This is a genomic window from Solwaraspora sp. WMMA2065 (assembly GCF_030345075.1).
Lineage (GTDB): Bacteria > Actinomycetota > Actinomycetes > Mycobacteriales > Micromonosporaceae > Micromonospora_E.
The window spans coordinates 757,266-783,813 of sequence record NZ_CP128361.1; the positions used below are offsets into that span (position 1 = coordinate 757,266).

At 70.2% G+C, this 26,548-nt stretch carries 23 protein-coding genes; 11 read left to right on the forward strand and 12 right to left on the reverse strand.

Annotated features, from left to right (window positions below; translation table 11 throughout):
• Nucleotides 1-153: 153 nt before the first annotated feature.
• Nucleotides 154-885 (reverse strand): DUF7873 family protein, encoded by a 732-nt coding sequence (locus O7610_RS03495; protein WP_281554317.1) that lies wholly within the window; start codon nucleotides 883-885, stop codon nucleotides 154-156.
• A 323-nt stretch (nucleotides 886-1,208) separates the two neighbouring features.
• Between O7610_RS03495 and O7610_RS03500 the strand changes: the two genes are divergently transcribed.
• Nucleotides 1,209-3,011 carry a glycoside hydrolase family 6 protein gene (locus O7610_RS03500; protein ID WP_281554318.1) on the forward strand — a complete coding sequence of 601 codons (1,803 nt, stop codon included), beginning with the start codon at nucleotides 1,209-1,211 and terminating at the stop codon, nucleotides 3,009-3,011.
• Between the two features lie 331 nt (nucleotides 3,012-3,342).
• Here O7610_RS03500 and O7610_RS03505 read toward each other — a convergent pair whose 3' ends face one another.
• Nucleotides 3,343-5,289 (reverse strand): zinc metalloprotease, encoded by a 1,947-nt coding sequence (locus tag O7610_RS03505; protein ID WP_281554319.1) that lies wholly within the window; start codon nucleotides 5,287-5,289, stop codon nucleotides 3,343-3,345.
• Between the two features lie 239 nt (nucleotides 5,290-5,528).
• On the opposite strand from O7610_RS03505, the gene O7610_RS03510 reads away from it, so the two are divergent.
• The 5 genes from O7610_RS03510 (at nucleotide 5,529) to O7610_RS03530 (ending at nucleotide 9,489) form a co-directional block, all read left to right on the forward strand.
• Nucleotides 5,529-5,897 (forward strand): hypothetical protein, encoded by a 369-nt coding sequence (locus tag O7610_RS03510; RefSeq protein WP_281554320.1) that lies wholly within the window; start codon nucleotides 5,529-5,531, stop codon nucleotides 5,895-5,897.
• Between the two features lie 4 nt (nucleotides 5,898-5,901).
• The gene (locus O7610_RS03515) at nucleotides 5,902-6,840 is read left to right on the forward strand and encodes an FAD:protein FMN transferase (protein WP_281554321.1); all 939 of its coding nucleotides are present in this window, start codon (nucleotides 5,902-5,904) and stop codon (nucleotides 6,838-6,840) included.
• Nucleotides 6,837-7,919, forward strand: a complete 1,083-nt coding sequence (locus tag O7610_RS03520) for a ferric reductase-like transmembrane domain-containing protein (RefSeq protein WP_281554322.1) — start codon at nucleotides 6,837-6,839, stop codon at nucleotides 7,917-7,919. Before O7610_RS03515 ends, O7610_RS03520 begins: the two co-directional genes overlap by 4 nt.
• Before the next feature lie 298 nt (nucleotides 7,920-8,217).
• On the forward strand, nucleotides 8,218-8,463 hold the full coding sequence (locus tag O7610_RS03525) for a ferredoxin (RefSeq protein WP_278168406.1): 246 nt from the start codon (nucleotides 8,218-8,220) through the stop codon (nucleotides 8,461-8,463).
• A gap of 123 nt (nucleotides 8,464-8,586) precedes the next feature.
• Entirely contained in the window at nucleotides 8,587-9,489 is a 903-nt protein-coding gene (locus O7610_RS03530; RefSeq protein ID WP_289212616.1) for a DUF2726 domain-containing protein, read from the forward strand.
• 157 nt (nucleotides 9,490-9,646) lie between these two features.
• Here O7610_RS03530 and O7610_RS03535 read toward each other — a convergent pair whose 3' ends face one another.
• The 9 genes from O7610_RS03535 to O7610_RS03575 form a co-directional block, all read right to left on the reverse strand.
• Nucleotides 9,647-9,991, reverse strand: a complete 345-nt coding sequence (locus O7610_RS03535; RefSeq protein WP_281554324.1) for a histone-like nucleoid-structuring protein Lsr2 — start codon at nucleotides 9,989-9,991, stop codon at nucleotides 9,647-9,649.
• A gap of 528 nt (nucleotides 9,992-10,519) precedes the next feature.
• Nucleotides 10,520-11,068 (reverse strand): DoxX family protein, encoded by a 549-nt coding sequence (locus tag O7610_RS03540; RefSeq protein WP_281554325.1) that lies wholly within the window; start codon nucleotides 11,066-11,068, stop codon nucleotides 10,520-10,522.
• Nucleotides 11,069-11,218: 150 nt separating this feature from the next.
• The gene (locus tag O7610_RS03545) at nucleotides 11,219-11,821 is read right to left on the reverse strand and encodes a GTP-binding protein (protein ID WP_281554326.1); all 603 of its coding nucleotides are present in this window, start codon (nucleotides 11,819-11,821) and stop codon (nucleotides 11,219-11,221) included.
• Nucleotides 11,802-12,188, reverse strand: coding sequence for a DUF742 domain-containing protein (locus O7610_RS03550; RefSeq protein ID WP_281554327.1), 387 nt, complete (start codon nucleotides 12,186-12,188; stop codon nucleotides 11,802-11,804). The genes O7610_RS03545 and O7610_RS03550 overlap by 20 nt, the downstream gene beginning before the upstream one ends.
• Before the next feature lie 10 nt (nucleotides 12,189-12,198).
• On the reverse strand, nucleotides 12,199-12,615 hold the full coding sequence (locus tag O7610_RS03555; protein WP_281554328.1) for a roadblock/LC7 domain-containing protein: 417 nt from the start codon (nucleotides 12,613-12,615) through the stop codon (nucleotides 12,199-12,201).
• Between the two features lie 39 nt (nucleotides 12,616-12,654).
• Nucleotides 12,655-15,156, reverse strand: coding sequence for a sensor histidine kinase (locus tag O7610_RS03560; RefSeq protein WP_281554329.1), 2,502 nt, complete (start codon nucleotides 15,154-15,156; stop codon nucleotides 12,655-12,657).
• Nucleotides 15,157-15,290: 134 nt separating this feature from the next.
• Complete coding sequence (locus O7610_RS03565) at nucleotides 15,291-17,000, reverse strand: prenyltransferase/squalene oxidase repeat-containing protein (protein WP_281554330.1); 1,710 nt, start codon at nucleotides 16,998-17,000, stop codon at nucleotides 15,291-15,293.
• Complete coding sequence (locus O7610_RS03570) at nucleotides 17,000-17,908, reverse strand: terpene synthase family protein (RefSeq protein ID WP_281554331.1); 909 nt, start codon at nucleotides 17,906-17,908, stop codon at nucleotides 17,000-17,002. Before O7610_RS03570 ends, O7610_RS03565 begins: the two co-directional genes overlap by 1 nt.
• Nucleotides 17,908-19,335 carry a cytochrome P450 gene (locus tag O7610_RS03575; RefSeq protein WP_289212618.1) on the reverse strand — a complete coding sequence of 476 codons (1,428 nt, stop codon included), beginning with the start codon at nucleotides 19,333-19,335 and terminating at the stop codon, nucleotides 17,908-17,910. The genes O7610_RS03570 and O7610_RS03575 overlap by 1 nt, the downstream gene beginning before the upstream one ends.
• 134 nt (nucleotides 19,336-19,469) lie before the next feature.
• Between O7610_RS03575 and O7610_RS03580 the strand changes: the two genes are divergently transcribed.
• Both O7610_RS03580 and O7610_RS03585 read left to right on the forward strand, forming a co-directional pair.
• The gene (locus O7610_RS03580; RefSeq protein ID WP_502959075.1) at nucleotides 19,470-21,680 is read left to right on the forward strand and encodes a sulfatase-like hydrolase/transferase; all 2,211 of its coding nucleotides are present in this window, start codon (nucleotides 19,470-19,472) and stop codon (nucleotides 21,678-21,680) included.
• Between the two features lie 121 nt (nucleotides 21,681-21,801).
• The gene (locus tag O7610_RS03585; RefSeq protein ID WP_289212620.1) at nucleotides 21,802-21,978 is read left to right on the forward strand and encodes a hypothetical protein; all 177 of its coding nucleotides are present in this window, start codon (nucleotides 21,802-21,804) and stop codon (nucleotides 21,976-21,978) included.
• A gap of 84 nt (nucleotides 21,979-22,062) precedes the next feature.
• Here the strand turns inward: O7610_RS03585 and O7610_RS03590 are convergent, their stop codons facing one another.
• Nucleotides 22,063-22,578, reverse strand: coding sequence for a hypothetical protein (locus O7610_RS03590; protein ID WP_289212621.1), 516 nt, complete (start codon nucleotides 22,576-22,578; stop codon nucleotides 22,063-22,065).
• A gap of 381 nt (nucleotides 22,579-22,959) precedes the next feature.
• On the opposite strand from O7610_RS03590, the gene O7610_RS03595 reads away from it, so the two are divergent.
• The 3 genes from O7610_RS03595 to O7610_RS03605 are packed head-to-tail and all read left to right on the forward strand — an operon-like array spanning nucleotide 22,960 to nucleotide 26,547.
• Nucleotides 22,960-24,618 (forward strand): ABC transporter substrate-binding protein, encoded by a 1,659-nt coding sequence (locus O7610_RS03595; RefSeq protein ID WP_289212622.1) that lies wholly within the window; start codon nucleotides 22,960-22,962, stop codon nucleotides 24,616-24,618.
• Nucleotides 24,619-24,640: 22 nt separating this feature from the next.
• A complete protein-coding gene (locus O7610_RS03600) occupies nucleotides 24,641-25,651 on the forward strand; it encodes an ABC transporter permease (protein ID WP_289212623.1) in 1,011 nt (336 codons plus the stop codon).
• Nucleotides 25,651-26,547: an ABC transporter permease gene (locus O7610_RS03605; RefSeq protein WP_281554336.1), complete on the forward strand. Its 897-nt coding sequence runs from the start codon at nucleotides 25,651-25,653 to the stop codon at nucleotides 26,545-26,547. The genes O7610_RS03600 and O7610_RS03605 overlap by 1 nt, the downstream gene beginning before the upstream one ends.
• Nucleotide 26,548 lies beyond the last annotated feature (1 nt).

Consider the following 26,548-nt stretch of genomic DNA (forward strand, 5'->3'; position numbering starts at 1 on the left):
TCGAACCCGCACTGGGACCGCTTCGTCAGATTCGTCGTCAGCTTCAGCTTGGTGCTCCTCCGCCGTCAGCCGGCGCTAACCCGGCTGACGGCCACCCCCGGGGCTTCAGCCCGGGGGAGACTGTGATGCTACCCGGCAGCAGGTGTTCTGCGACTACCCGAACAGGTAGCCGAAGACCGCGTCGCCGATGCGCTGGTCGGTGACCTCGGCGCCGTTGGCCTCCTCGCGGGCGAACTTGACCGCGGTCTGCAGCGCAGCGATCCGGTCCAGCAACTCGTTGACCCGCCGGGCCGGCAGCGCACCGGAGAACTTCACCGTCGTCCAGTAGCCGACCGGTACGTCCTCGTAGTAGACCTCGACCTGCGCCGGGTGTTTGTCGGTCGCCTCGGCCTTGACATGGTTGCGGGGCACTTTCTTCGTCTTGACCGTACGCACCGGTTCGGTACGCCAGGAGTCGGTTGATTCGTCGCGGTTCCACGACTCGGCTGCGTCCAGCACGGGCAGTTTCTTGACGAAGGTGTGCAGGTCGACCAACTGTTTCTCCAAGAACAGCAGGTACGACACCGGCGCGGCGGTGACCAGGGTCCGGCCGTCAACCACCACGTCGGCGGTGGCCCGGGTGTTCGCCCAGTCCTTGGTGGCGGTCACGTCGAACAGCCGGGTCAGCGTCTTTGCCACGTCCCGCAGCACCTGCTCGGCGTGCACCTGCACCCGGGTCGACTCGGGCGGGAACTGTTCACCCTCCTCGTCCTTCGGCTGGTAGGTGCGGGAGATGCCGGACAACAGCGGCTGCTTCTGCACCACGTGGTGCGCCTCGGTCAACTCCGCGAAGGACTTGCTCTTGACGCCCTTCTCCACCGCGATGATCTGGTTCAGCTTGGTCACGGCGATCATGCTCGCAGACCATGTCAACCCGATCGACCGGATTTCACCCCGTCCGTCCAGGCCGGCTGAACCGATGATTGTATCGATCATCTTCACGTGCCAGAATTCGCCTCAGCCGCACCGGGAGCCAACGCGAGCGGCTCGTTCAGACCGAGGGGACAGCCGGGTGACCACCGTCCGGCGCCGGGCACTCCTCTCCAGCCCACCACGTCCACCGGCCTCGACCGTGCGGCCGCACCGTCCGCGGCGGATTCGGCCGGCAACCGGTCCAGGTCGACACTCCGGCCCGTGGTGGTAGCCCTGCGGATCTGTAGGAGAATGCGATGTCATCCGTCCCGAAACGCACCGTACACCGTAAATTGCTGGCCGTCGGTGGCGCTACCGCGCTGGTCGCCGCAGCCTTGATCATCCCGACCACCGCTGCCCACGCCGCAGTTGTCTGCAACGTCACCTACCAGGCCAACACCTGGAACGAAGGCTCCGGCGCCGGCGGATTCACCGCCAACATCACCATCAGCAATCGGCAGGATCCGGTCAACGGCTGGAGCCTGCGCTTCACCCTGCCGTCCGGTCAGACCCTGACTCAGGGCTGGTCGGCGAACTGGAGCGGCAGCTCTGGCGCGATTACCGCGACGAACGCCTCGTGGAACGGCAACCTGGGCACGGGGTCGTCCACCTCGATCGGCTTCAACGGGCGGTGGACCGGCAGCTACTCCAGCCCTACCGCGTTCACCCTGAACGGGGTGGCGTGCAACGGTGGCACCACGCCGACGACCGCCCCGCCCACCACGGCGCCGCCGACGACCGCCCCGCCTACCACCGCGCCGCCGCCGACGACGGCGCCCCCGACGTCTCCGCCGCCGGGTGGGCCGCGGGTGGACAACCCGTACGTGGGCGCGGATGTGTACGTGAACCCGATCTGGAGTGCGAACGCGGCGGCTGAGGCGGGTGGTAGCCGGATCGCGGACGAGCCGACGGGTGTGTGGCTGGACCGCACGAGCGCGATCTACGGCAACAACAGCCCGACGACGGGTGACATGGGTCTGGCCGACCATCTGGACGAGGCGGTGCGGCAGGACGCGGCGAACGGTAGCCGTCCGCTGGTCTTCCAGGTGGTGATCTACAACCTGCCGGGTCGCGACTGTGCGGCGTTGGCGTCCAACGGTGAGTTGGGTCCGACGGAGATTGGCGCGTACCGGACGGAGTACATCGATCCGATCGCGGAGATCGTGGGTCGGGCGGCGTACCGGAATCTGCGGATCGTGGCGGTGATCGAGATCGATTCGCTGCCGAACCTGATCACGAACGTGGGCAGCCGGCCGACGGCGACGCCTGAGTGTGACGTGATGCTGGCGAACGGCAACTACGTGACGGGTGTCGGTTACGCGATCTCGCAGCTGGGTGACGTGCCGAACGTGTACAACTACATCGACGCCGGGCACCACGGCTGGATCGGCTGGGAGGACAACTTCGGTCCGACGGCGCAGATCATCGCGCAGGCGGCGAACGCGTCGGGTGCGTCGCCGTCGGATGTGCACGGGTTCATCACGAACACGGCGAACTACTCGGCGTTGCGGGAGCCGTACATCACGGTGGACAGCAACACTCGCCAGTCGTCGTGGATCGACTGGAACAACTACAACGACGAGCTGTCGTTCGCGCAGGCGTTCCGGCAGCGGTTGGTGCAGGCTGGGTTCCCGTCGGGTGTCGGCATGCTGATCGACACGTCGCGTAACGGTTGGGGTGGTTCGGCGCGGCCGACCGGTCCGAGCAACGCCACCGATGTGGACACCCGCGTCGACGAGTCGCGGATCGACCGGCGGTTCCAGAAGGGCAACTGGTGCAACCAGTCGGGTGCCGGTCTGGGCGAGCGTCCGACCGCGGCGCCCGCTTCGGGTATCGACGCGTACGTGTGGATCAAGCCGCCGGGTGAGTCGGACGGGTCGAGCCGGGAGATCCCGAACGACGAGGGTAAGGGTTTCGACCGGATGTGTGACCCGACGTACACGGGTAACCCGCGGAACAACAACAACATGAGTGGTGCCCTGCCGAACGCGCCGGTTTCCGGGCACTGGTTCTCGGCTCAGTTCCAGGAGCTGATGGCGAACGCGTACCCGCCGCTGTGACCTGACCTGACCTGACGACCCGGGCGCCGGCCGCCGTCAGCACGACGGCGGCCGCGTCCGACCAAAGCCGAGCCCCGGCCCGCGACCGTTCCCGCCCTGACGGCGACCCCGACCTGCCCCGCCCGCACTGCCGCTGACGGGTCCGGTCGCTGGCGTGGCCCAGGCCAGCGAACTCGTCCTAGGACGCTTTACAGGTAGTGCGCCGGCTCACCCGGCCCGATCCCGCCCCACCGGTCGGACGGGCACGGGCACCGGCGCGGCGGCCGTTCGCGGGTACGCAGGAGCCGGGCGGCCTGGGCCGCCCGGCTCCTGGTCTCCCGCTACCTGCTGGTCAGGGCTGGCTACGCGGGCTGTCCGGGCCCAAAGTGTCGATGAACTCGTGCGGTCCGGTCACCTCGGACGCGGCGCGGGCCTGCTGCGCCCGGGCGGACATCTGCTCGGCCACGGTCCCGGCCGGCACTCCGGCCCGCCCGGCGGCGTCGACGACCTTGCCGTACGCCTGCTCGGCGAGGACCAGCGCACGCCGGTAGTCGTGCCGGGCGAGCGCGTGCTCCGCCGCACCGATCAACCGGTCGGCGGCACGCAGGTCACGGTGGGCCCGGCCGGGGTGCGGACCGTCCAACACCGACTCGGCGAGCCGGTTCGCCGCCTCGTTGTACGCGGCGGTCAGGAACCGGTCGCTGTTGTCCCGGTCGAACTGGCTGAAGTCCCAGTTCAGGTCGATGTAGCTCATCATCGAGTTGACCTGGTCGCCGGACCAGGCGAAGAAGAAGTCGTCCTCCGGGCCGTAGTCGACGCCGGTCTCGCTGTCGTAGCCGTCATGCGGATGACTCATTCCCAGGTGGTGTCCCACCTCGTGGATCAGCGTGGTGGTGAGCCCGTACCCGGCGTCGACGATCTCCGGGGAGACGAATGCGAAGACGTACGACTGCGTACCGTCGGTGTAGTCGTCGTCGGCGAAGCCCAGCGCCGGCACCGGGGTGCCGGCCGGCAACGCGTAGCTGAACACCGGCAGCTCGTAGTCGACCCGGTCCTGATCGTCGAGCACCCGGTCGAGTTCGAAACTGTTCTGCAGGTAGAAGTTGGCGAACGGCGGGTAGCCAAGCTCCGGGTAGCAGGACTCGTCGTCGATCATCACCGCGTAGTAGCAGCGCTCGGCGTCACCTTCGAACGGGAGGTTCTGTCCGTCGTAGTCCAGCACGTTGCGCCACCGCAGTTCCCGCAACTCCAGCTGCAGTAGCTCCTCGTCGATATAGCGGACGGACGCGTCGACGCCCTCCCAGCCCTCGTAGACGTTGCTGTCGATGTTGATCGACTTCGGCGGTTCGGCGCTCGGCAGCTCCGCCGGATAGAGCGGCGACGTGGTGAACAGCAGGTTGATCGCCACGTAGCGGGTAGTCAGGGCGAGGTCGCCGGTGAGCGCGTCGGGGGAGCGGTAGCCGTCGGCGGCGTACTCCCAGACCGGCGGCATCCGGTAGTCCTCGACGCCGTTGCCGTCGAGGTCGGGATCATCGACGTTCCAGTTCTCGGTCCACGATTCCGGCCCGGCCGACAGGTCGTGGAACCACACCCGCCGGGTGGAACCGAGGCCGTTCTCCTCGTCGTCGGCGGTGGTACCGCCCCACGCGGAGATCTTCCGGCTGTCCCGTTCGGCGCCGAAGTTGTGCCCGGTGTCCGGGTCAGGTTCATCGGTCTTGGTGTAGACGTGGAACTTGAAGTCCGACCGGCCGAACCAGTTGATGAAGAAGATGGTGTTGCGTCGGGTGTCGACGCCGGCCGGTGGGTTGAGGGCCAACCACCGCTCCACGCTCGGCGCGTCGATGTGGTGGTTGTCGGTGATGGTGGCGACGTTGCCCTGCTGCTCGTTGTAGAGCTCCTGGTAGACGGTGAGCGGCGCGGGCGTGGCCAGCCGCTCCAGCTCGGCGAAGAACCGGTCCTCGTACCGCTTGTTCGCGTACCGGACGCGGTAGTCGTAGGTGTAGGTCAGACCGAGCTTCTCGACCTGGTCGTACCACAGCCGGGAGCGGACCACCGGCTCGTAGCGCTGCGGCAGTTCATCGAGGTACGCCGACCGGTCCACCTGCGTCCGGCTGTAGCCGAGGAAGACCACATTGACCGGGACCTTCTCGGTGAGCGCCGGCGCTCCGCCCGGATTGAGGTGCGCGAAGTGCGGCGGTGCCGCCTGACTGGCGGGTGCCGCCGCGACGATCATCAGCAGTGCCGCTGCCGCCGCTATCAGGGTTGCCGCTGCGGACCTCGTCGTTGTCCTTGTCGACATCCAGTTTCCCTCCGTTGACGACAGGTGGCCGCCGGTCCGGCCGTCCACCCGTGGCAGGGGCGGTCGCCCTCCGCTGTGGACACGGTGCCATTGATCATCGGCGCTGTAAATCCGCCGCCGGTAAAACCTGGCGGACCCGCCGGGGGTGTGTGCCCAGTCGGTTGAACCGGGTATCTGTCCGAGCCGTATCCCGGGTTGACGGCGGGTGGTCCGCCGAGCACGGCGATTCGGGAGGCCACGTGGGGGAGCGGGAGCTGGGGCTGCGGCGGGTCACGATGATCACCGGCGGGCTGGCCGTGGCGAGCATCGCCGGCACGCTCGGCGTCGCCGTGGTGGCGCACGCCGATCACACGGCGGACCAGGAGGGGAACGCTCCGGCGGGTAGCGTGCAGGGCGAAACTGCGCCGCAGCCGGCCGGTGCCGACGGGCAACCCGATCCGGGTGAGGCGGGTACCGATCCGGCGGCGACGGCCGGCGACGGACAACCTGCCCCGGACGGCGCGACCGAACCGGACCAGCCGGTCGACCGGGCCCCGCCGACGGCCGAGTTTCCGCCGGTGACCGGCGGTGGTGGCCAACCCGGCCAGGCCACCTCCGGCGGGTCGTGAGGCGATGCCGCTGCTAGAAACCCTCCCGGTCGGGCCAGACTGTGCACAGTGGCAGGTGTGGGGAACCCTCGCCAGGGTGGTGGTGAGCGACCCTGCGGCGGTGCCGGCGGCCCGAACGATCGTCGAGGACGTGCTGGCCGCCGTCGACGCCGCCTGCAGCCGGTTCCGCGCCGACTCCGAACTGGTCCGGGCATGCCGCAGCGGAGGAACGCCGGTGCGGATCAGCCCGCTGCTCGCCGGCCTGGTGTCGGTGGCGCTGCGGGCGGCCCGCGAGACCGACGGCGACGTCGACCCGACCGTCGGGTCGGCGCTGTGCCGGCTGGGCTACGACGAAGATCTGCGCTGGGTGACCCTGCACGGACGGCCCGCCGTGCCGCAGACCGTCCCGCCGGCCGCGGACTGGCGTCAGATCCGGCTTGACGGGACCGATCTGGCCGTACCGGACGGGGTGCAACTGGACCTGGGCGCGACCGCGAAGGCCTGGGCGGCCGACCGCTGTGCCCGGGACGTCGCGCGCCGGTGCCGGGTCGGTGTGCTGGTCGCCCTCGGCGGCGACATCGCCACCGCAGGGTCGGCCCCGGAGGGACGCTGGCGGATCCGGGTGCAGGACCGTCCATCGGATCCGGTGTGCGTGATCGGTCTGCCGGCCGGCGGCGCGGTGGCCACCTCGAGCACGGTGAGCCGGCAGTGGACCGCCGGAGACGCAACGATGCACCACATCGTCGACCCCCGCACCGGTACGCCGGCGGGCCGGGTGTGGCGCAGCGTCTCCGTGGCGGCGTACAGCTGCCTGCGGGCGAACACGTTGAGCACCGCAGCGCTGGTGCGGGGTGCGACCGCCGATCGGTGGCTGGCAGGTCTCGGCGCGCCGGCCCGGCTGGTGGCTGTGGACGGCACGGTGCGGACCGTCGGAGGCTGGTCCGCGGAGGAGGAGACACAGTGACGGAGGCAGGGTGGTTCGTCGCGCGCGGCACCGGGGTGACGGCGCTCGTCCTGTTGTCGGCGGTCGTGGTGCTGGGGGTGGGCAGCAGGTCGGGCCGACCGGTGTTCGGCCTGCCCCGGTTCGCAGTGAGCCTGGTCCACCGCAATGCGGCGCTGCTGGCGGTCGGGCTGCTGACGGTCCACGTGGTCACGTTGCTTTTCGATCCGTACGCCAAGCTCCGGGTGTACGACCTGTTCGTGCCGTTCGGCGCCGAGTACCGGCCGCTGTACATGGGGCTGGGCACGCTCGCCGGTGACGTGATGCTGGTGCTGGTGGTGACCAGTCTGCTGCGTCGGCGGATCGGCGTGCGGTTGTGGCGGGCGCTGCACTGGCTGGCGTACGCCGCCTGGCCGGCGGCGCTCGGCCACTCGGTCGGAACCGGCACGGACAGCGGCCAGACCTGGATGGTGGCGGTCAACGCCGGGTGTCTGGCGGCCGTGCTGGGCGCGCTCGGTTGGCGTCTGCTGCTGTGGGTGCGGCCCCGGTCGCGGCGGCGGGCCACCGACGACGCTCCCCGACCCGGGGGGCAGGCCCCCGGGGGATCGCACCGGCGGTCGGGACTGACGACCGACGAGGCAGCCGTCCGTCCGCCGACCGACTGGCTGCACGCCGACCCGCCGGGCGACCGCGCGTCTGCCGGCTACCGACCTGCCGTTCCCGTCGGCTACCGACCTGCCGGTCCTGCCGGCTACCAACCTGCCGAGTATCAGCCGACCGGGCCGATGTGGGACCGTCCGCCTGCGGTAGTAGGTCAGGCAGAGCACCCGGTCGATTCCTACGTCGGCGGCCGGGCCGCCGCCTCCGTACCGTCCAGCCTGCTGGACATGTACCGCAAGCCGGGATCGGTCTTCCAGCCGGCGGACCCGCCGGGCTGGCTGCCCGACGCTGGCGCCGACGGCGACCTCGTCGCCCGGCGACCGCCCGAAGCCGGTGCCATCCCGCCGTACGGTGACTCCGAGGGCTATCGGATTGCGGGCCAGCGTTCCGGCACTCAGGGCGGGGTGAGAGCCCGCGCTGGGAGGGCCGTCAGGCCCGAGTAGTGCGCGAGGAGACGCCCTTCTCGAAGTCGCGGCACCTGGCCCATGATCGCCTCCATGCGGGCCAGGTGCCGATCGCCGAACACCTCGTGCCGAAACTTCGTCACGAAGACCAGAACGGACATGCATCGCGAGAACTCAATGTCTGCCGGTACGGACGCCTTCGTGTTCAGCCATAGACCAACACGGTACGGTGTATCTCGTGCAGCTCCGTCCTTCAGCTTCAGGGCGGACAGGATGCCAGCGTGAAGCTGCTCCACACACGGCCTTCACCGGGTGGCGCCGTTAGGAGTGACGACAGGTGAACGATCCGCACGGTGCACGGTTGCAGATCGACTGGGCTCGCTGTGACGGTCGGGGTCTCTGCATCGAGCTGCTGCCCGAGCTGCTGACCCGTGACGACTGGGGCTTTCCGATTTCCCGGGACGGCAGCCGGGAGCCGGCGGTGCCTGCGGAGCTGCGCCGGCACGCCGACCGTGCCGTGGCGAACTGTCCGGAGCTCGCGTTGCGGTTGACCTCCGCCCAGCCGGCGCGTCGGCGACGCTGACCGCGTGCCGCTGTCGCCGAGCTGACCCACACGTACCGCCGCCGTCCACCCCTGGCTGACGGGCGTCTAGCATGGGCAGGTCCCGCCGGTCGCGGCGTGGCGAGGAAGCCAAGGACACGATCCATGACCAACGACGACGACGTCCGGGAGCCCTGGCTGCGCCCGGTTCTCAGCCTCGCGGAACACGCTGCGGGCGTTCGGCGCGGCGAGCTGTTCGACCGTGCCGGCTGTGTCATCGTGCCGGGCCGGCGGCTCGGGCAGCTGGTGGGTGGACGTCCACCGGGTGTCACCACCCGGCAGTGGAGTGTGGCCACTCGGGCGCGGTTCGATCTCGTGGTCTGTGGTGCCGACGACTACCGTCCGGTCTTCGTGGCCGACTTCGTCGACCCCGCCGACCGGACCGCCGAGCAGCGTCGCGACGAACGAATGACCGACGCCGTGTGCGAAGCGGTGGGCCTGGCGGTGCTGCGGGTCGAGTCGGCGGCGCTGAGGGCGACCGGTCCGGGCCGGCGGGTGGTGGAGTACGTGCTCGACGCACGGACGTTCCAGCAGAGCACGGCCGGGTTGCGGCCCGGTGAGATCGTTGGGGACATCAGCTACCGGGACATCGTCGGCCGGCTGCCGGACGGTCGGACCGGCCAGGTCAACGATCTGGGTGCGGTGGCACGCGTCCGGGCAGTGGAGGCCTTCGTCAGCCGGCAGCTGTCCGATCCGCTCCTGCGTAGCCTGCATGTCGAGTGGAAGGACGGGGGCGCGGAGGGCTGGGCCTGGCTGACTGCCGGCGAGGGTGGGTTGCTGTTCGAAAGGGTACGGATCTGGCCGCACCGGCTGCACTGCGGGATAGCGCCCGGACGATTCGCTGAAGACCTGGCGGCGGCGGCCGTGGGGGAGCGGTTGACGACACTGGAGATCGGCGAGCCGCAGTTGCGTAAGCGCCACGAGCTGGCCGGCGAGTTGCATGCCTTGCTGTCACGCCGTGCCGAGATGAGTGGTGAGTTCGCGTTCGATCATGTGTCGTTCGACTGATCGCGTGCCTCCCAGCCATCCGACCAGGAGGGCGGTGGCGCCGGCGGATGTCCGCCCTGCCGCCGGACGAAATCGTCCGGCGCCGCCGCCGGCGCCGATAACCTAGCTGCCCGAGTGACGCGTGGGCACCTCTGCCGGGAATGTACCCGACGGGTGGTCAGCCCTTGTGGTAGGCGGCGATCACGTTTGCCGGGATGCGACCGCGTTCGGAGACCGGGTAGCCGTTCCTGGCCGCCCATTCGCGGATGGCGCGGTTCTGCTCGCGGTCGGAGCGGGCCGGCGCGGCCGAGAAGCTCCCGCGACCCCCTCGACCGCCAGCGCTGCTGCGGCTCACCCGGGTGCCGGCGGCGATGTACGTGTCTAGGGCTTTGCGCAGCTTGCCGGCGTTCTTCTCGGACAGATCTATGGTGTAAGTGACACCGTCCAGCGAGAACTCGACCGTCCGGTCGGCCTCGCTGCCGTCGAGGTCGTCGGTCAGCAGAGTAATGACTTTCTTGGCCACAGATGCTCACTCCTCGGGATACGGCCGTGTTCGGAATTGAGTCTGACGCATTGGCCATCGATTCCGCAACACTTCGGCCATTGTCAGTGGTCAGGCGGCCGGCGTTCGCTGGTCCGGATCTCGTTCCGGACACCATTTGGCGCTGGCCAGGGGGCGGTCGGTCGAGGAAAACCGGCATCCGGGTGCGGCGGTCAATGCTTGTCCCGGGCGGGGGTCACTGATCATCCGGTCTGCGGGCACTGGCCGGCCACAGCCACGTGGGATGGCCCACAATCCATTACCGAACCGGCGGCGGCTCTCTAGGATTGAGGAGCAGTGACGATCGCCTGGTTCAGGCGACGACCGCAGGAGCGGTGAGCGTCCGGTTCGGACGCTCGGTAGCTGCCGTTTGATGGACGTGGGTGCCGGCTGCGGTGATCACCGCAGCCGGCGCTCATGTGCATTCCCTGCCGTCGAAGTGCGCGGGCAGCGGTCGGCCCCGCCGAGTGAATTCAGCGGGGCCGTGACGGTCGACCGACTCGGGGTGGGTCAGCGGAGCCAGGCGTTGCGCCGTACCAGCGGCAGGTTCCGCCACCAGTTGGCCAGGCCGTACCGGAGGCCAGCGCCGGTCGTGGCCAGGCCGAGCAGCACCAGGGCGTAGACCAGGTGGTCGTCCAGGAACGGGTTGGTGGCGATCGGCAGCGACGCCAGCCACATAAGGGCCAGCAACAACGAGCCGGATGCTGCGGCGACCCACATTCCGACGCCCAGGATCAGCGCCACGCCGATGCCGAGCAGGCCGACCATGAACAACCAGTCGGCCCAGGCCTGACCGGCCATGCCGCTGAAGAACTCGCTGAACGGGCCCTCCACGTTGCTGAGGTACCCGGTGGTCGGGGATCCGCCGTTGATCCAGGCGCGCTCGCTGGGGGTCGCCTTGCCGAGGCCGGCGAGCTTGTCGAGGAAAGCCCAGAGAAAGACGAATCCGAGGGCCAGTCTGGTCACTGCCCAGACCACCTCGCCGAACCGGGCCTCGGCGGGCGTGGTGGCGAATCCTCTGTCGGTCGTGGCTGGTGCCGGGTGTGTGGTGCGTGCCATCTCGATCCCCTCCCTGTCGTTGATCGGTGTCGGTGTCCGGCGCTCTCTCCGACACATCGATTGTCAGGGGATTTCCCGGCAGGGCGGCAGGGCCGGAAGTCCCGCCGGCCGGTGCCGGAGGTCGGCCTGTCCGGCGGCTGTCCGGCGGGGCTATCCGACAGCGGCCGACCGGCGTGAGTGATCCCGGGCGTGTTCGAGTAGCTTCACCAGGACTTCCTTGCCGGACTGCCGGTGCCGGGCGTCGCAGAGCACCACCGGCACCTCCGGATCGAGGTTCAGCGCCAACTGGACCTCGCCGAGCGCGTACTGCCGGGCACCGTCGAAGCAGTTGACCGCGACGATGAACGGGGTGCCCCGCTGCTCGAAGTAGTCGATGGACGGGAAACAGTCGGCCAGCCGCCGGGTGTCAGCGAGAACCACCGCACCGAGCGCGCCCATCGCGAGTTCGTCCCAGACGAAGAGGAATCGCTCCTGGCCGGGGGTGCCGAACAGGTAGAGCACCAGATCTTCGCTGATGGTGATTCGGCCGAAGTCCATCGCCACCGTGGTGGTGGACTTCTCCTCCACGCCGGAGACGTCGTCCACCGCGACCCCGACCTCGGTGAGCAGTTCCTCGGTGCGCAGTGGCCGGGTTTCGCTGACTGAGCCGACCAGGGTCGTCTTGCCCACCCCGAAACCGCCGGCGATGAGCACCTTCACCGCGGTCGGTGCGATCGGCCTGGTGCCGGCCGGATCAGAGCGCTCGTAGTCCATTGATAACCGCCTCGAATACGCTGTCGTCAGTCGGGTTCGACGCCGAACGGGGTTCCTGTACCTCGACCAGTGCGTGTTCGAGCAGGTCGCCGAGGAGGACCCGGACGGTGCCGAGGGGCAGATCCAGGTAGGCCGCGACTTCGGCCACCGACAGCGGCTCGCGGCAGCGGTCCAGGATCGACAGGTGCTCCGGGCCGAGACCGGCTTCCGTGGGTGGGGTCCGTGGCCTGGCCAGCACCAACGAGATGAGGTCGAACCGGCCGCGGCGTGGCCGGGTGCGTCCGCCGGTCATGGCGTACGGACGGACCACCGGCCCGGCGTGGTCGTCGATCCACCGGTCCTCACCGGATTCGTCGGACTGGCTCATCGTCGCCGGGTCACTTCTCTGTGTGGTTCTCGGCCGGGCGGCTGCGGGAGGCCAGGTACTTGCCGGCCCTGGTCACCAGCATCGCCATCTCGTAGGCAATCAGCCCCACGTCGGTCTCCTCGCTGGCCAGTACGGCGAGGCAGGCACCGTGCCCGGCCGCCGTGACGAACAGGAACGAGGACTCCATCTCAATGATGGTCTGTCGTACCGGCCCACCGCGGAACCGTTTGCCGGCCCCGCGGGCGAGGCTCTGAATTCCGGCGGCCAGCGCCGCGAGGTGCTCGCCGTCGTCGCGTCCCAGGCCGGCCGAGGAGGCCATCAACAGGCCGTCCACGGAAAGCACGATCGCATGCTCGGCCTGCTTGACCCGACCGACCAGATCGTCGAGCAACCAGGTGAGGTCCGCGATCGAAGCGGTCTGCTGCATCAGTGGTTCTCCTGTTCGTGCCAGCCCTAGCGCTGAGGCTCACGCCGATGGTGGTTTCCGGTCGTCGCCGACCGGGGCGGTGGCCGGTGACTGTCGTTGCGGCGCTGCCGCGGAATCCTCGGGTGGCGGCGCGTCAGGCAGTTGCGCCGCGTCCGATCGACCCTGCCTCGTCCCGCTCTGGTATGCGCTCATCATCCGCAGTACCTGCTCGGCCGGGCGGGCCGGGGGATCGGCCGGTTCGCTCTCCGGGTGCCCGTCCAGCTGCGACCTGTCGGGCGGGTTCGCGCCCGGCCCACCGGCGGATCCGGCGGCTGCGGAGCGTACCCGGACGGGTAGCCCGGACGGGGTGTAGGTCGATGTGTGTGACCCGGCTGGCGGGGCGGCCCGGACCTGGTCAGGATCGGACTGCACCGACCCGGCCGGACCACCCGCCGCTGTCGGTGCGGTCGGCGCGTCGCCGCCCGGTTGCGGTACGGGCTCGGATCGGGCGGTGGCGGCCACCTGGGCGACCGCCCGTACCGTGGAACGCCGCTCGGCGGCCCGACCCGGGCCGGCTGCGGCCGCCAGGGGCAGCGTCTCGACGGCGTCGGTCGCAGCAGAAACAGCCGGGACAGCCGCTGGGAGCCGGTCGCTGGAGCACAGATCCGGGTCGGTGGCTTCGTCGCCCGGCACCACCAGCTCCCGTGGAATCAGCACGACAGCGGTCGATCCGCCGTACGGCGACTCCTTCAGATGCACCCGGATGCCGGTGCGCTCGGTCAGCCGGCTGACCACGTACAGGCCGAGCCGGACGGTGCTGGACAACCGGAATTCCGGATGCTCGGTGATCCGTTCGTTCGCGGCGGCCCGCTCGTCGTCGCTCATGCCCAGCCCGCGGTCCTCGATCTCCACCACGTAGCCGTTGGCGACGAACTGCCCCTTGACCTGGACGGTGGTGTGCGGCGGGGAGAACGACAACGCGTTCTCGATGAGTTCGGCGAGCAGATGGATCACGTCGGCGACGGCCCGGCCGGCCAACGAGACCTGCCCGATCGGAGCGACGGTCACCCGGGTGTAGTCCTCGACCTCGGCGATGGCACCCCGGACCACGTCCACCATCGGCACGTCGCGGCGCCAGGTCCGGCCGGGTGTCGAGCCGGATAGCACGATCAGATTCTCCGCGTTGCGCCGCATCCGGGTGGCCAGGTGGTCGACCCGGAAGAGCTCCTCGAGCTTGTCCGCGTCCTCCTCCCGGCGTTCCATCGAGTCGAGCAGGGTGAGCTGCCGGTGGACCAGCGCCTGGGTCCGGCGGGCCAGGCTGAGGAACACGTCGCGGACGCTGCGCCGCAGCTCGGCCTGTTCCACGGCGGTGCGCACCGCGGTTTCCTGCACCTGGTTGAAGGCGCGGCCCACCTGCCCGATCTCGTCGTTGCCGAACTCCAGCGGCGGTGCCTCGGCCGCCACGTCGACCTCCTCGCCCCGGCCGAGCCGGTCGACCACGCCCGGCAGCCGCTCCTCGGCCAGCCGGTGCGCCGCGTCCCGGAGCCGTTCGAGCTGGGCGACGATCGCCCGTGCGGTGGTGATCGACATGATGATCGACGCGACGACCGCGAGCATGCCGAGACCGGCCGCGAGCAGCAGCCGGAGCAGCACCAGCAGTGCCACCGGCACGGCCCGGTCGACGAGGTCGTCGCCGCCGGCCAGCACGATCGCGTGCAGATCGGACATGGTCGTGTCGGCCGCGGGCCGCCACTGCGCCTCGGTCAACGGTGCCGACGAGGAGGACGGCCCGCTCGCGATGATCCGCTGCTGAGCGTTGCGGAAACGTTCGTAGCTGGCGCTGTCGACCAGTTCCGCGTACCGGGCCCGGTCCGGTTCCGGCAGTTCCACCACAGTGGCGTCGACGAGGAATTCCTGTGCGCCGACCAACTGTACGAACCAGGTGTGCTCGGCTGTGGTGAACCGTTCGGCGACGATCACACCGGCGATCAGCGCATCCTGCTGGGCGACCAGTTCCTGGCTCCGGTTGAGATCGGTCAGGGTCGCCGTGTCGTCGGCGATGTCGCGTTCGTCGAGGTTGCCCAGTGCACCGAACAGTTGGAAGAACGCGGCGATCGTGTTGGTGTAGGCCCCGTGTGCGCTGCCCCGGTCGACTTCCCGTGCCTCGACGGCGTCGCGGGTGGCGCGTAGCTCGGTCAGCCACCGTACCGTGTCGGCGACTTGTTGTTCCAGTCCGGCGCCGGCCGCGAGGTCCGCCCACCAGTGCTGGGCGGATGCCTGAAATTCGTTCGCGAGCAGTTCGTTTGCCTCGCGGAGCTCGACCAGTTCGCTACGGCGTTCGTCGGTTGGCCCGGCCAGGTATTCCATCGCCAGCCGTCGCTCGGACTGCAGTCCGAGCAGCAACGGCTCGCTCGGCTGGTAGATCTGGCTGTCATAGGTCTGCACCCACAACAAATTCAGGCCGTCGCGCAGGGTCACCCACGCGGCGAATGCCCACAGCGCGCTGAGTGACAGCAGCAGCGCGACAATCTTGGTACGCAGGTGAAATCCGCGTGACACCATTACACCGTCCCCGGCCTGACCTGCGAATATCTCGTCATCTGCCTGCTACTCCTGGCCGTACATACGCGGACTGTGCCGCGCCTGTTCATGAGCGCATCGGCACGGCGCACGCTAGCAGCGTCGCGGTCCGTGGCTCAAGCGTGCCTGTTGACGCCGGTGACGCGTGCCCGGTGCGCGAGTTTGCCGGCGGCCACGATCTCCGCCGCGACCACTGTGACCGGTTGGTAGAGGTCTTTGTCGTGCCAGAGCGCCGGCCCCTGGTCGGCGGTGGACGGTACGAGATGGGCGGCGCCCCGGCGGGCGGCCCGCAGCATCCGGTCACTGGGTGGGTCGGTGGTGTCGAGCAGGATCCGTACCGCGTACGCGGTCTCCTCGGCGGTGCCGTGCCAACGCCCCCAGGAGCCGTCTGGCCGTTGGGTGCGCAGCACCCAGTCCACCGCCCGCAGCACGGCGGCAGCCGGCCGGGCTCCGGTGCCGGCGGCGGACAACGCCAACGCGCAGGCGGCGGTCGCGTAGTACGGCGAGGCGTGCCAGCGGTCCTGCCAGGAGCCGTCGGGTTGCTGCTGGTCGCAGAGCCAGGCGCTGATAGACCGGTGGAGTACGTCCAGGTCGGCGGCGCGACGTCCACCCCCGACCGCCTGAAGGCTGTCGAGGGCGTGTGCGTTGGTGGTCACCGAAGTTCCGTCCTCCCCCGGCCAGGTGGCGATGTGGTCGCCGGCCCAGAAGCCGAGCAGCACCGCCGGATCGGCCGGCTGTCCGAGCAGCGCGAGACAGTGCAGGACCACGGCGGTGGTGTCGGCGTCCGGCGGCAGGCCCGCACCGGTCGCTGCTCCGGCCGGGGTGAGCGCCGCACGCAGCGATCCCGGCAGTTCGGGCGGAACCAGCACGGCGACGTCGGCGCGCAGCAGGGTGGTCAGAACCCAGGCCCGTTCGAAGACGGCGACCGGCGTGGCACACGGCACCGGACCGTGGTGTTGGTGTACCACCGCTTCCAGATAGCGGCGCGCGGGCATCGGGTCGACCTCGGTGTGGACCGGATCGATGGTGGCGAGCCAGGCCGCGGTGGCGGCCGGCGAACCGCCGACCGTGCCGGCCTGTCCGCCTGTCCCGGACCCCGCGAGCGGGTGGGCCGGCACGGGGGCCACCGCTGGACGGCCCAGCGGCGCCACCTGGTTGGCGAAGGTCTCGTACGCGTGCAGCAGCTTCGTCGGCACCGGCCGGCCACCGGCGGACAGCCGGCGCACCGCGTCCAGCCGGTCGGAGTCGAGTTCACCTCGCAGCCGTAGTGGGGGGTCGCTCGCGGGCAGGCCGGGGCGGTGCCGTAACCGTTGGTTGATCCGGCCGACCAGCGCTGCCACGATCAGATCAGCGGCGGGGGTGTCGGGCAGTGTCCCGCCGGCCGCCGCTGCGAGGATCCGGTGCGCGGCGGTCAGCCCCCGCGTCGTCGCGTCGGTCAGTGGCGTCGCGTCGGTCAGTGGCGTGGCGCTGGACCGGACCGGCGGTACGGCCCTGACGCCGAGCAGCGCCTCGACGGCGCTCAACGTCGGGACCAGCGCGTAGCCGCCCGGACCGCCCCAGCTGCCGTCCGGCTGCTGGCTGGCCAGCAGATAGCGCACCCGGGCCCGGTGCCCGGTTAGCCAGGGGGCGAGACTGACCAGTCGGGCGGTCTCGTAGACGGAGACATCGGTGCGGCCCCAGGGCTGACCGGGCAGCCGGTCCACGATCTCCTGCGCGGCCCGGTCCCAGTTGTCCGTGACCGGTCCGACGTACCGTCGGGCACGGACCGGGACCGGGTCGGCCGTGGCGCGTCCGCCACCGGGCGCGGCCCGGCTTCCGGTGACCATCACAGCTCTCCCCAGAAGTCGGTGACCCGGTAGAAGCCGCTGGTGTACCCCAGCTGCCGGGACAGGTAGGCGGCCTGGTTGGGGCAGCGGATCTCCAACGGCCGCAGCAGGTCGCGGCACCGGTCCACCAGATGTCCGATCTGGTCCTCCACGACACCCCGGTCGGCGGTCAGCAGCAGCGCGTTGAGGTCACCCCAGGTGGTGTCCCGCTTGATCGAGGCGAGGTCGTTGACCAGCCGGAGCACCCGCTGCACCTCCCGGCTGACGGTGATCAGCTCGGTCAGGTGCGCCAGCGTCGGCCCGTCGCCCAGACGCAGCCAGTGCGTCACGTTGACGAAGGTCGACCCGAAGTTGTCTGCGTTGTCGAGGTAGTCGGCGAAGGTCGGGCCGGCTTGCGCCGGGGTGGCGCGGCGGGCCGCCTTCCACCGCCATTCCCGGTGCATGGCGGTGAGCGTCCGGTCCAGCTCGGCCCTCCAGCGGTCCCGTCGGTCGGCGAAGGCGGGTGCCTGGTCGAGTTCGGCGACGATGTCGGCGAGGAATCGGCCGAGTTCGTCGTCGGGCCCGGCTGCGGCGCCGTACGCCACGGCGCGGCACCGGTCGACGAGGGCGACGATCTCGTCGTCGGTCGTGGCCTGGTAGTCGATCAACCAGTCGGCGGCGAACACCCACAGCGCGGCCCGGTTGGCCAGCCGTAGCTGCTCCGGGGTGCACCAGGGCGCGGCGAACGCGGTGGCCAGCGAGATCGCGGCGCTGACCGCCGGGTCGAACGGGCGGGCCGGGAACAGACCGGGGTAGGCCCGGGTGTGTTCGGCCAGGTCACGCTGACCGTGGATCGCGATCGCGCAGATCCGGCCGTTCTCGGCCGCGCTCTGCAGGTTCGCTGCGGCCGATGAGGACACCGTGTGCATCAGACCGTCCGGGAGAGGGCGGCCGGTTCGATCCGGACCCGTACCGGTGCGTCGGTCCGTACCGACGCACCGGCCTGCGGCGTGGGCAGCCGGCCGTCCGTCACCCGCACCCGGAACCGGCTGAGGATCGTGGCGACGATCAGCGACGCCTCCAGGTAGAACAGGTGCTGGCCGAGGCACTGGTGTGGTCCGCCGCCGAACGGGAAGTGGGCGTACCGCTGCCGACGCCGGGCCGACGCCGGGGCCGACGGACCGGCGTCGGTGTCTTGCGTACCGTCGGGGTCGAACCGGTCGGGGTCGAACCGGTCCGGGTCCGGCCAGACCGTGGGCAGTCGGTGGGTCAGGTACGGGCTCACCATCAGCTGCGCGCCGGCCTTGATGCGGACGCCGTCGATGACGTCGTCGGCGAGCGCGGTACGCGGGATCAGCCAGGCGACCGGGTACAGCCGCAGCAGTTCGTCCAGCACCATGCGGGTGTAGCGCAGCCGCGGCAGGTGCTCGCGGCGGACCGGTCCGGCGCCGACCACCTCGTCGATCTCCCGCTGCAGCCGGTCGGCGACCGCCGGGTGCCGGTGCAGCAGCGGCCAGAGCCAGGTCAGTACGCCGTACGTGGTCTCGGTGCTGGTGGCGAACATGGCCACCGTGTCGTTGCGGATCTGCGCCTCGTCGAAGCCCCGGCCGTCGCGGTCGCGACCGCGGACCAGGGTCCCGACGACATCGTCTGTGTCGTCGCCGTCGGCCCGGGCCTGCCGAACCACCGGCAGCACGATGTCGTCGATGGTCCGGACGGCCTGACGGAACGCGCGGTCGCGGGGCAGTGGGACCGCGTTGGGCACGAACGGCAGGAGCAGCCTCGGCAGTACGGCGGTGGCGATGGTGTCCTGGGCCGCGGTGATCCGCAGCGCCTGGTCGGTGGTGAACCGGTCGGCGAACATCACCCGGACGATGGCGCGGCAGACCAGCCGGGCCAGTTCGTCGCCGATGTCGACGGTGTGTCCGTGGCGGGCCGCGTCGGCCAGTGGCCCGGTCGCGTCCGCGATCGCCGTGGCCAGGTCGTCGGTGAGGGCGTCCAGCCGGCGGGCGGTGAACAGCGGCTGCAGCGTACGGCGGCTGTCCGACCAGACCGGACCTTCGCTCAGGATGCCGTCGCCGAACAACCGCAGGATGGGCCGCCAGAGCAGGCCACGGCCGTCGCGCAGGTAGTTGGCCGCGTTGTCCCGCAGCACGTGCGCCACCTGGGCGGGATCACTGACCAGATAGAGCCGGGCCGGTCCGGCGGACAGCCGGACGATGCTGCCGTCGGCGTCGGCGGCGAGCCCGACGAGGGTCTGCAGCGGGTCGCGGACCAGCCCGGGCAGGACGCGTAGCGCCGCGACCGGACGCATCGGGGCGGGAGAGGCACCCGGTCGGGGTGTCGGACCCGTCATGCGATCACCTGCACACGATCTCCGTTCCGTCACCTGACCGCAGGGTCCACCGGGTCGACTGGTGACTGATTGGAAGCAAAGGACGACGTTCGGCTGATCATGCCATGGTGATCACAGGCAATCTAGATTCATAGATGTTAAGTTCTCCTTTGGTTCGCGCGCCTTTGCGCACAACCAGGCGTACGGTCGTCTGCGCCGGCAGTCGGCGTGGCCCGGTGTGGTATGAGTGCACGGTGACCCAGACCCAGCACGGTGCCGGTGCCGGTGCCGACGACCCGAAGCCGGACCCCCGACGGGTGTCCGGCTGGTCCACCCTGGTGGAGTTGATCGCGCTCTGCGGGCTCGTGGTGACCCAGCCGCTGCTCGACGTGATCGGTCGCAGCCCGGATTTCTTCTTTTTCCACGGTGCCGGACCGGCCGCCGTACTCGCTCTGGTCGCGGTGATCGTGCTGGTTCCACCGGTACTGTTGTGGGGTCTCGGCTGGTTGATCGGGCTGGCCGGGCCGGCGGTGCGGCGATGGACTCATCTGATCGTGCTCGGCGGTCTGACCGTGTTGCTCATGGTGCAGATTGCAAAGGCGTTGATCGATGTGCGTGGCCCGCTGCTGGTGTTGCTCGCCGCTGTCGCCGCCACGGTGCTGCTGGCCGGGTACGTCCGGTCGACGGTCGCCCGGCAGGTGCTGCGGGTCGCCGCGGTCGGTCCGCTGGCGTTCGTGTCGCTGTTCGTCTTCGCCTCGCCGTCGTCGGCGGTGCTGCTCGGCCGAGAGACATCCGGCGCGCCGGTGCGCAGCATCGGTCCGCATCCGCCGGTCGTCGTGATCATTCTCGACGAGTTCCCGCTGGTGTCACTGCTCGACGAGCGGGGTGAGATCGACGCTGGGCTGGTGCCGAACTTCGCCCAGCTGGCCGCCGGCTCGACCTGGTACCGCAACGCGACAACGGTGAGCGGCAAGACCGTCAACGCGGTGCCGGCGATGCTGACCGGACGGTACCCGACCGGGGAATTGACCCCGCACTACTCGCAGCACCCGGACAACCTGTTCACCCTGCTCGGACCGGCCTACCAGGTCGAGGCCTGGGAGAACGTCACCCAGCTGTGCCCGCCGCAGCACTGTCGGGGACGTCCCGGGCAGGACCGGGGCAGTCTGCCGGTGATGCTGCGGGAAACCGCGGCACTGTACGGCCAGTTGATCTCCCCGGACGATTCGCTGGACGACCCGGCGGCGAGTTTCCGCGAACCGACGGTGGCCGACGACATCCGGGCCAACGACAAGTCCCCGGACGCCGGCCCCGGGTTCCGGATGAGCAGGTTGAAGGAGAACCAGCCGGCCAGGTTCACCGAGTTCCTCGGTTCGCTGCGACCCCGGGACACCCCGACGCTGCACTTCCTGCACCTGCTGATGCCCCACTCGCCGTGGACCTATCTGCCGAGCGGGATGCGGTACGACGGTCCGGGCGGGCTGCCGTACGACGGACCCTGGTGGGCCCGGCTCACCCATCAGCGGCACCTGCAGCAGGTCGGCTACACGGATCTGCTGGTCGGTGAGGCGTTGCGCACGCTGCGGGCGAACGGACTCTACGACGACGCGCTGATCGTGGTGACCTCCGACCACGGCGGCAGCTTCAGCGAGGGGGTCGCCGGCCGGGAGATGGACGACCAGTTCGCCGCCGCCGCCGAGCTCGCCTGGGTGCCGCTGTTCGTCAAGGAGCCCGGCCAACAGGCCGGGCGAATCGATGATCGCAACTGGGAGCAGGTCGATCTGCTGCCGACCGTCGCCGACCACGCCGGGGTGCAGGTGCCGTGGCGTACCGATGGCATCTCCGCACTGCGCGGCGAGCGGGAGACCACCGACAAGCGGTTCGACCCGCGACCGGGCGAGCCGGTGACGATCGACGGCCCGGTCCACTTCGCCGCCGTACGGGCGGGTTCCAGCGCCCGGCCGGTGTTCCCGCCGCTGCCAGCGGCGGACCTGATCGGCGTGGCGGTCGACGATCTGACTGTGGTCGACACGGGCCCGCCAGCGACCGTGACGAATCTGTCCGAGTACCAGGACGTCCGGGCGGAGCGTGGCAAGATCCCGGCGTTGGTGCACGGCACCCTGCCGGAGTCGGTGCCGGTCGGCGCATCGGTCGCGGTCGCGTTGAACGGGCAGGTCGGCACCGTGGTCCAGGCGGCCCGCGACGGTGCCGGTCAGCTCCGGTTCGTCGGGCTGATCCCGGACGAGCGACTGTTCGTCGCCGGTGCCAACCGGTTGGAGCTGTTCCTGGTGGTTGACGCCGAGCACGCCGGCGACGGCCCGACCGCAACCGCGCCGACTCTACGGCGCCTGCCCACCACCGGCTGATCCGAGACGCCCACCCACCTGCGGCCGGTCCACTCCGCCGATCGTGTCCGATCAGGCTTAGCGGAGCGGGCCGCCGGGTATGTGTCTGCCGGGTGTCGATACCCGACCGAAGGAGGCGACCATGGTCGGCAGAATGATCAAGCGCTGGGCGGTCGTCGCGGTCGCCGTGCCGCTGGCGGCAGCCGGGGCGCGCAAGCTCAGCTCGGTGGTGGAGTCCCGCAGGGGCCCGTCGTCGCGTGCCTCGAAGCTGCTACGGCAGGCGGGGGACGCGCTGCACCGGAACAAGCGGCGTCGCTGAAGGCGGTACGCCGCGACAGGTTGCCCGGTCCGGAGCACAACGGTCGGGGTCCGTTGCCACCGGACCGGGCAACCGCCTCTCAGGTCAGGACGGGCAGTTGCCGGCCGCCCGGCGCTTCTCGATCGCGTCGGCGGCGCCCGAGGCGTACTCGACGAGCACGCCGCCGCCCGGGTCGAACCGCCAGGTGTCCTGCACCAGCCGCAGTGAGCTGTTGCCCACGGTGTCGTCGCGGCGCCAGGTCAGGTCGACGCTCGTCTCGTCGACCGGTGTCACCTCCTGCAGCTGGAACTCGACGCCGTCCTGCACCGGGCACGCCTCGTTGGTCTCGACGAACACGTCCTCCGGCACCGACTGCTGGGCCTCGGCGGTCCACAGCTGCCAGGCACCCGACCAGTCGCCGCCGGCGATCAGGTCGAACTCCTGCTGAGCGACGTCGAGCGCTTCGGCGACGTTGACCTGGATCGGCTCGCGGGTCTCGGTCGGCGAGTCGACGCCCGGGACCGACGGGGTGCCTGGGGACCCCGTCGGGGGTGGGGTGCAGCCGGCGACGAGTGTCAGGGCGGCCACCCCGACGAGTACGCTCGCGGTAGAGCGGCGCATGACCGTTCCTCCTCTCGGTGCGCCTCCGGCAGGGGACGGCTTTGGGAGCGCTACCAGAGGTCAATCTGGCAGCTTAGGCCCAGCATCAACTTTTGTCGATCACCTGCGGGCGGTCGGATCGGTGCCGTGTATCAGGTGTGTGAAACCTTGTGAACAAAGTTGCGCCGGTGGCCTCGGCCTTTTGGCTGCTCTGCCTCGCCACACGCCGAGATAGTCTCGGTGAACGGGTTTCACCTCTTGTTCACTAACGTTCAGCCTGATAGAACACGGGGGGTGGCGCGCCGTACTTCGCGGCCCGCTTCGCCGCTTGACCCGCTACCTGAACGCACAGCTACCTGATTGCAAGGTCACCCTCGCCGTTCACGACGGAGGACTTCTCCCATGGCTGGTACCTCTCCGCAGGGCGGATCCGCCCCGCCCGCCCTCTCCCGCCGGTCGGTGCTCCAGCTCGGGGGCATCGGCGCGTTCCTGTTCGCCACCGGCGCCTGTGCCTCCGGCTCGGGCACCGACGGCTCCGACGACGCCTCCCCGGGCACCTCCGCCGACACCCTGCGTATCGCCGTCTCCAGCTACCTGAGCAGCTGGGACCAGGACTTCGTCGGCTTCGACCCGGTCGCGCTCATGCTGTACAAGAACGTCTTCCCGTACATGATCGACTACGGGGTCACCGAGGTCGACGGCTCCCGGATCCTCGACACCGAGAACGTCATGGCGACCTTCGCCGAGTCGTTCGAGCCGAACGAGGACCAGACCGTCTGGACCCTCAAGCTGCGTCAGGGCGTCACCTTCGCCAGCGGCAACGAGATGACCGCCGCCGACGTCAAGTGGTCCAAGGACCGGGCGTTCGCCGCCCAGGCCAACGTCGCCGGCATCTACCGGACCATCGGCCTGACCGAGCCGGACCAGGTCACCGTGGTCGACGACTACACGGTGCAGTTCACCCAGGCGTTCCCCAGCGCGTTGACCCGGCAGATCCAGGCGATCTCGCTGTACGTCTTCGACTCCGAGGAAGCGAAGAAGCACGCCACCGACGCCGACCCGTGGGCCACCGAGTGGTTCGCCAACAACGCCCCGACCGGCGGCTACTTCAACGTCGAGCGGGCCGTGCAGGGCCAGGAGATCGTGCTCGCCGCCAACGAGGGCTACCCGGGCCCCGACCCGGCGCAGACCAAGACCGTCCGGATCTCGGTGGTCCCGGCCGCCGCCAACCAGCGACTCCAGCTGGAGGCCGGCGACATCGACGTGGCGCTGGGCATCGGCCAGCGTGACATCGCCGACCTGAAGAACACCGACGGCGTCAAGGTCATCTCCGCGGCCAGCAACGAGCAGGTCGCCATCCAGATGTCGGTGACCACCGCGCCGTTCGACAACGTCGACGTCCGCAAGGCCCTCGCCCACGCGGTGCCGTACGACCAGATCATCAACAATGTGTACGGCGGCGACGCCCGCCCGACGAAGAGCCTGGTGCCGCTGGACATGCCCGGCTACGACGAGCGCGGCTACCCGTACGGCTACGACCCGGACGCCGCCCGCGCCGCGCTCGCCGCCGCCGGGGTCGACCAGATCAGCTCCGAGCTGGTCTACGCCACCGACAACGACACCCAGCAGCAGATCGCGGTTTTGGTGCAGAGCGAGGCCCGCAAGGTCGGCATCGAACTGGAACTGGTCCCGCTGGACCCGGCCACCCTCGCCGAGCGGCGGCAGCAGAAGAACATCCCGCTGCAGATCACCGCCGGTCAGCTGTGGGTCAACGACGTCGAGTACATGCTGGCCACCAGCTTCGTCGAGGGCGCCAACCTGAACTACTCCAACTACGTCAACCAGGAGCTGGAGGAGATCTACGAGCGGTCGCACACCGTCGTGGACCCGGCCGAGCGCAACGAACTCTGGCTGCGGGTGCAGGAGATCCTGGCCGCCGACGTGCCCTGGGTGATCTTCTGCCAGCCCAACTTCAACCTGCCGGTACGCGAGGACGTCGCCGGCTGGGTCCAGCCCATGGACGGACTGGCCCGGCTGCGCTACCTCCACGCCTCGGCCTGACCCACTCCGGCACCCACCCCTCATGCGCATCGCCCGCTTCGTCGCCCGCCGGCTGCTGCAGCTCGTACCGGTGCTGCTCGGCGTGATCGTCGCGACCTTCGTCCTGGTACGGGTGCTCCCCGGGGATCCGATCCGGACCATCCTCGGCCCGAACTCCACCGAGGTCGAGGCCGCCGCCGCCCGGGCCCGCTACGGACTGGACCAGCCACTGTGGAAACAGTTCCTGGACTACCTGGGCGGACTGCTCACCGGTGACCTCGGCACGTCGATCCAGAGCGGCAACGCGGTCGCCGGCGAGCTGGCCCTACGGGTCGGCCCCACCCTGCAACTGGTGGTGCTGGCGGTCGCCGTGGCGGTGCTCATCGCCGTGGTCGGCGGCATCTGGTCGGCGCGCCGCGCCGACCGGGCCGCCGACCACGGCATCCGGGTACTGGCCCTGATCGGCAACTCGGTGCCGGAGTTCTGGCTCGGCCTGGTGCTGGTCCTGGTCGGCTACAGCATGCTCGGCTGGTTCCCGGCCCCCAGCGGCCGGGTCGACCCGGACACCAACCTCACTCCGATCACCGGCGCAGAGCTGATCGACGCCGCGCTGACCGCAAACGGACCGGCGTTCACCTCCGCGCTGGCCCACCTGGCGCTGCCGGTGGCCACCCTGGCGATCGTGGTGGTCGCCCCGCTGCTGCGCAGCGTGCGCGCCTCCGCGCTGGAGGTGCTGCACTCCGAGGCGTACACCGCCGCCGCCGCGCACGGGCTGCGCGACCGGCTGCTGCGCCGCGGCTACCTGGTGCGCTCCGCGCTGGTCCGGCTGCCGTCGCTGGCCGCCCTGGTCTTCGGCACCGCGGTCGGGTCGACCGTGCTGATCGAGTACGTCTACTCCTGGCAGGGCTTCGGCCAGTGGGCGCTGCGCGGGCTGCTCTACCGCGACTTCCCGGTCGTGCAGGCCTCCGTGCTGCTCATCGCCGTCTGCTACGTCCTCGTCTTCCTGATCGCCGACGTGGTGCACGCGATCCTCGACCCGAGAGTGAAGATCTGATGGTTGACCTGCGCGCGGCCGGCGGACCGGCGGACAGCGCCGACGACGCCACCCCGGTGGTGGCTGCCGGCACCGCCCGGGGCGGCCGGTTCGCCACCGTACTGATCTCCGTCGGCGCGACGATCCTCGCGGTGGTGGCGCTGGCCGCGATCGCCGCGCCGCTGCTGTCGTCCTGGGGCCCGCAGGAGATCGACCCGGCCGGCACCCTGCTGCCGCCCGGCGGCAGCCACCCGCTCGGCACCGACATCAACGGAATGGACGTGTGGAGCCGGCTGCTGCACGCCGGCCGGCTCGACCTGGGCATCGCGGTCGCCGCGGTCGCCCTCGCCGTGCTCGCCGGCACCACCCTCGGCCTGGTCGCCGGCTACTTCGGCGGCTGGATCGACGACGTGCTGATGCGACTGCTCGACATCTTCCAGGCGTTCCCCACCTTCATCCTGGCCCTCGCGGTGGCCGCCCTGCTCGGCGGCGGCACGGTCAACCTGATCCTGACCATCGCCCTGGTCAACGCGCCCGGTTACGCCCGGCTGGTGCGGGCCGAAGTCCGCTCGGTACGGGAGCTGCCGTTCATCGACGCCGCGGTCACCTCCGGGGCGTCGCACCTCGGGGTGCTGTGGCGGCACGTGCTGCCGAACAGTCTCACCCCGGTGCGGGTGATCGCCCCGCTCGGCTGCGGCTGGGCGATGCTCACCCTGGCCGGGCTGTCCTTCCTCGGGCTGGGCATCTCGGTGCCGACCGCCGAATGGGGGTCGATGATCAGTCTCGGTTCGCCGGACGTGGTCGCCGGCCGCTGGTGGACCTCGGTGCCGCCCGGCCTGTTCCTGCTGATCAGCGTGTTCGGCTTCAGTCTGCTCGGCGAAGGGCTGCAGGAACGCGCGGAAGCGAAACGGCGGTGAC

Excerpts from the sequence above, each read along its gene's own strand:
- O7610_RS03560 (WP_281554329.1), bottom strand. The coding sequence starts at position 15,156 with ATGGTGTCACGCGGATTTCACCTGCGTACCAAGATTGTCGCGCTGCTG.
- O7610_RS03500 (WP_281554318.1), top strand. The coding sequence starts at position 1,209 with ATGTCATCCGTCCCGAAACGCACCGTACACCGTAAATTGCTGGCCGTC.
- O7610_RS03600 (WP_289212623.1), top strand. The coding sequence starts at position 24,641 with ATGCGCATCGCCCGCTTCGTCGCCCGCCGGCTGCTGCAGCTCGTACCG.
- O7610_RS03540 (WP_281554325.1), bottom strand. The coding sequence starts at position 11,068 with ATGGCACGCACCACACACCCGGCACCAGCCACGACCGACAGAGGATTC.
- O7610_RS03555 (WP_281554328.1), bottom strand. The coding sequence starts at position 12,615 with ATGCAGCAGACCGCTTCGATCGCGGACCTCACCTGGTTGCTCGACGAT.
- O7610_RS03575 (WP_289212618.1), bottom strand. The coding sequence starts at position 19,335 with ATGACGGGTCCGACACCCCGACCGGGTGCCTCTCCCGCCCCGATGCGT.
- O7610_RS03580 (WP_502959075.1), top strand. The coding sequence starts at position 19,470 with ATGTTAAGTTCTCCTTTGGTTCGCGCGCCTTTGCGCACAACCAGGCGT.
- O7610_RS03595 (WP_289212622.1), top strand. The coding sequence starts at position 22,960 with ATGGCTGGTACCTCTCCGCAGGGCGGATCCGCCCCGCCCGCCCTCTCC.
- O7610_RS03530 (WP_289212616.1), top strand. The coding sequence starts at position 8,587 with ATGACCAACGACGACGACGTCCGGGAGCCCTGGCTGCGCCCGGTTCTC.
- O7610_RS03550 (WP_281554327.1), bottom strand. The coding sequence starts at position 12,188 with ATGAGCCAGTCCGACGAATCCGGTGAGGACCGGTGGATCGACGACCAC.
- O7610_RS03570 (WP_281554331.1), bottom strand. The coding sequence starts at position 17,908 with ATGCACACGGTGTCCTCATCGGCCGCAGCGAACCTGCAGAGCGCGGCC.
- O7610_RS03565 (WP_281554330.1), bottom strand. The coding sequence starts at position 17,000 with ATGGTCACCGGAAGCCGGGCCGCGCCCGGTGGCGGACGCGCCACGGCC.
- O7610_RS03515 (WP_281554321.1), top strand. The coding sequence starts at position 5,902 with ATGCCGCTGCTAGAAACCCTCCCGGTCGGGCCAGACTGTGCACAGTGG.
- O7610_RS03545 (WP_281554326.1), bottom strand. The coding sequence starts at position 11,821 with ATGGACTACGAGCGCTCTGATCCGGCCGGCACCAGGCCGATCGCACCG.
- O7610_RS03505 (WP_281554319.1), bottom strand. The coding sequence starts at position 5,289 with ATGTCGACAAGGACAACGACGAGGTCCGCAGCGGCAACCCTGATAGCG.
- O7610_RS03605 (WP_281554336.1), top strand. The coding sequence starts at position 25,651 with ATGGTTGACCTGCGCGCGGCCGGCGGACCGGCGGACAGCGCCGACGAC.
- O7610_RS03590 (WP_289212621.1), bottom strand. The coding sequence starts at position 22,578 with ATGCGCCGCTCTACCGCGAGCGTACTCGTCGGGGTGGCCGCCCTGACA.
- O7610_RS03585 (WP_289212620.1), top strand. The coding sequence starts at position 21,802 with ATGGTCGGCAGAATGATCAAGCGCTGGGCGGTCGTCGCGGTCGCCGTG.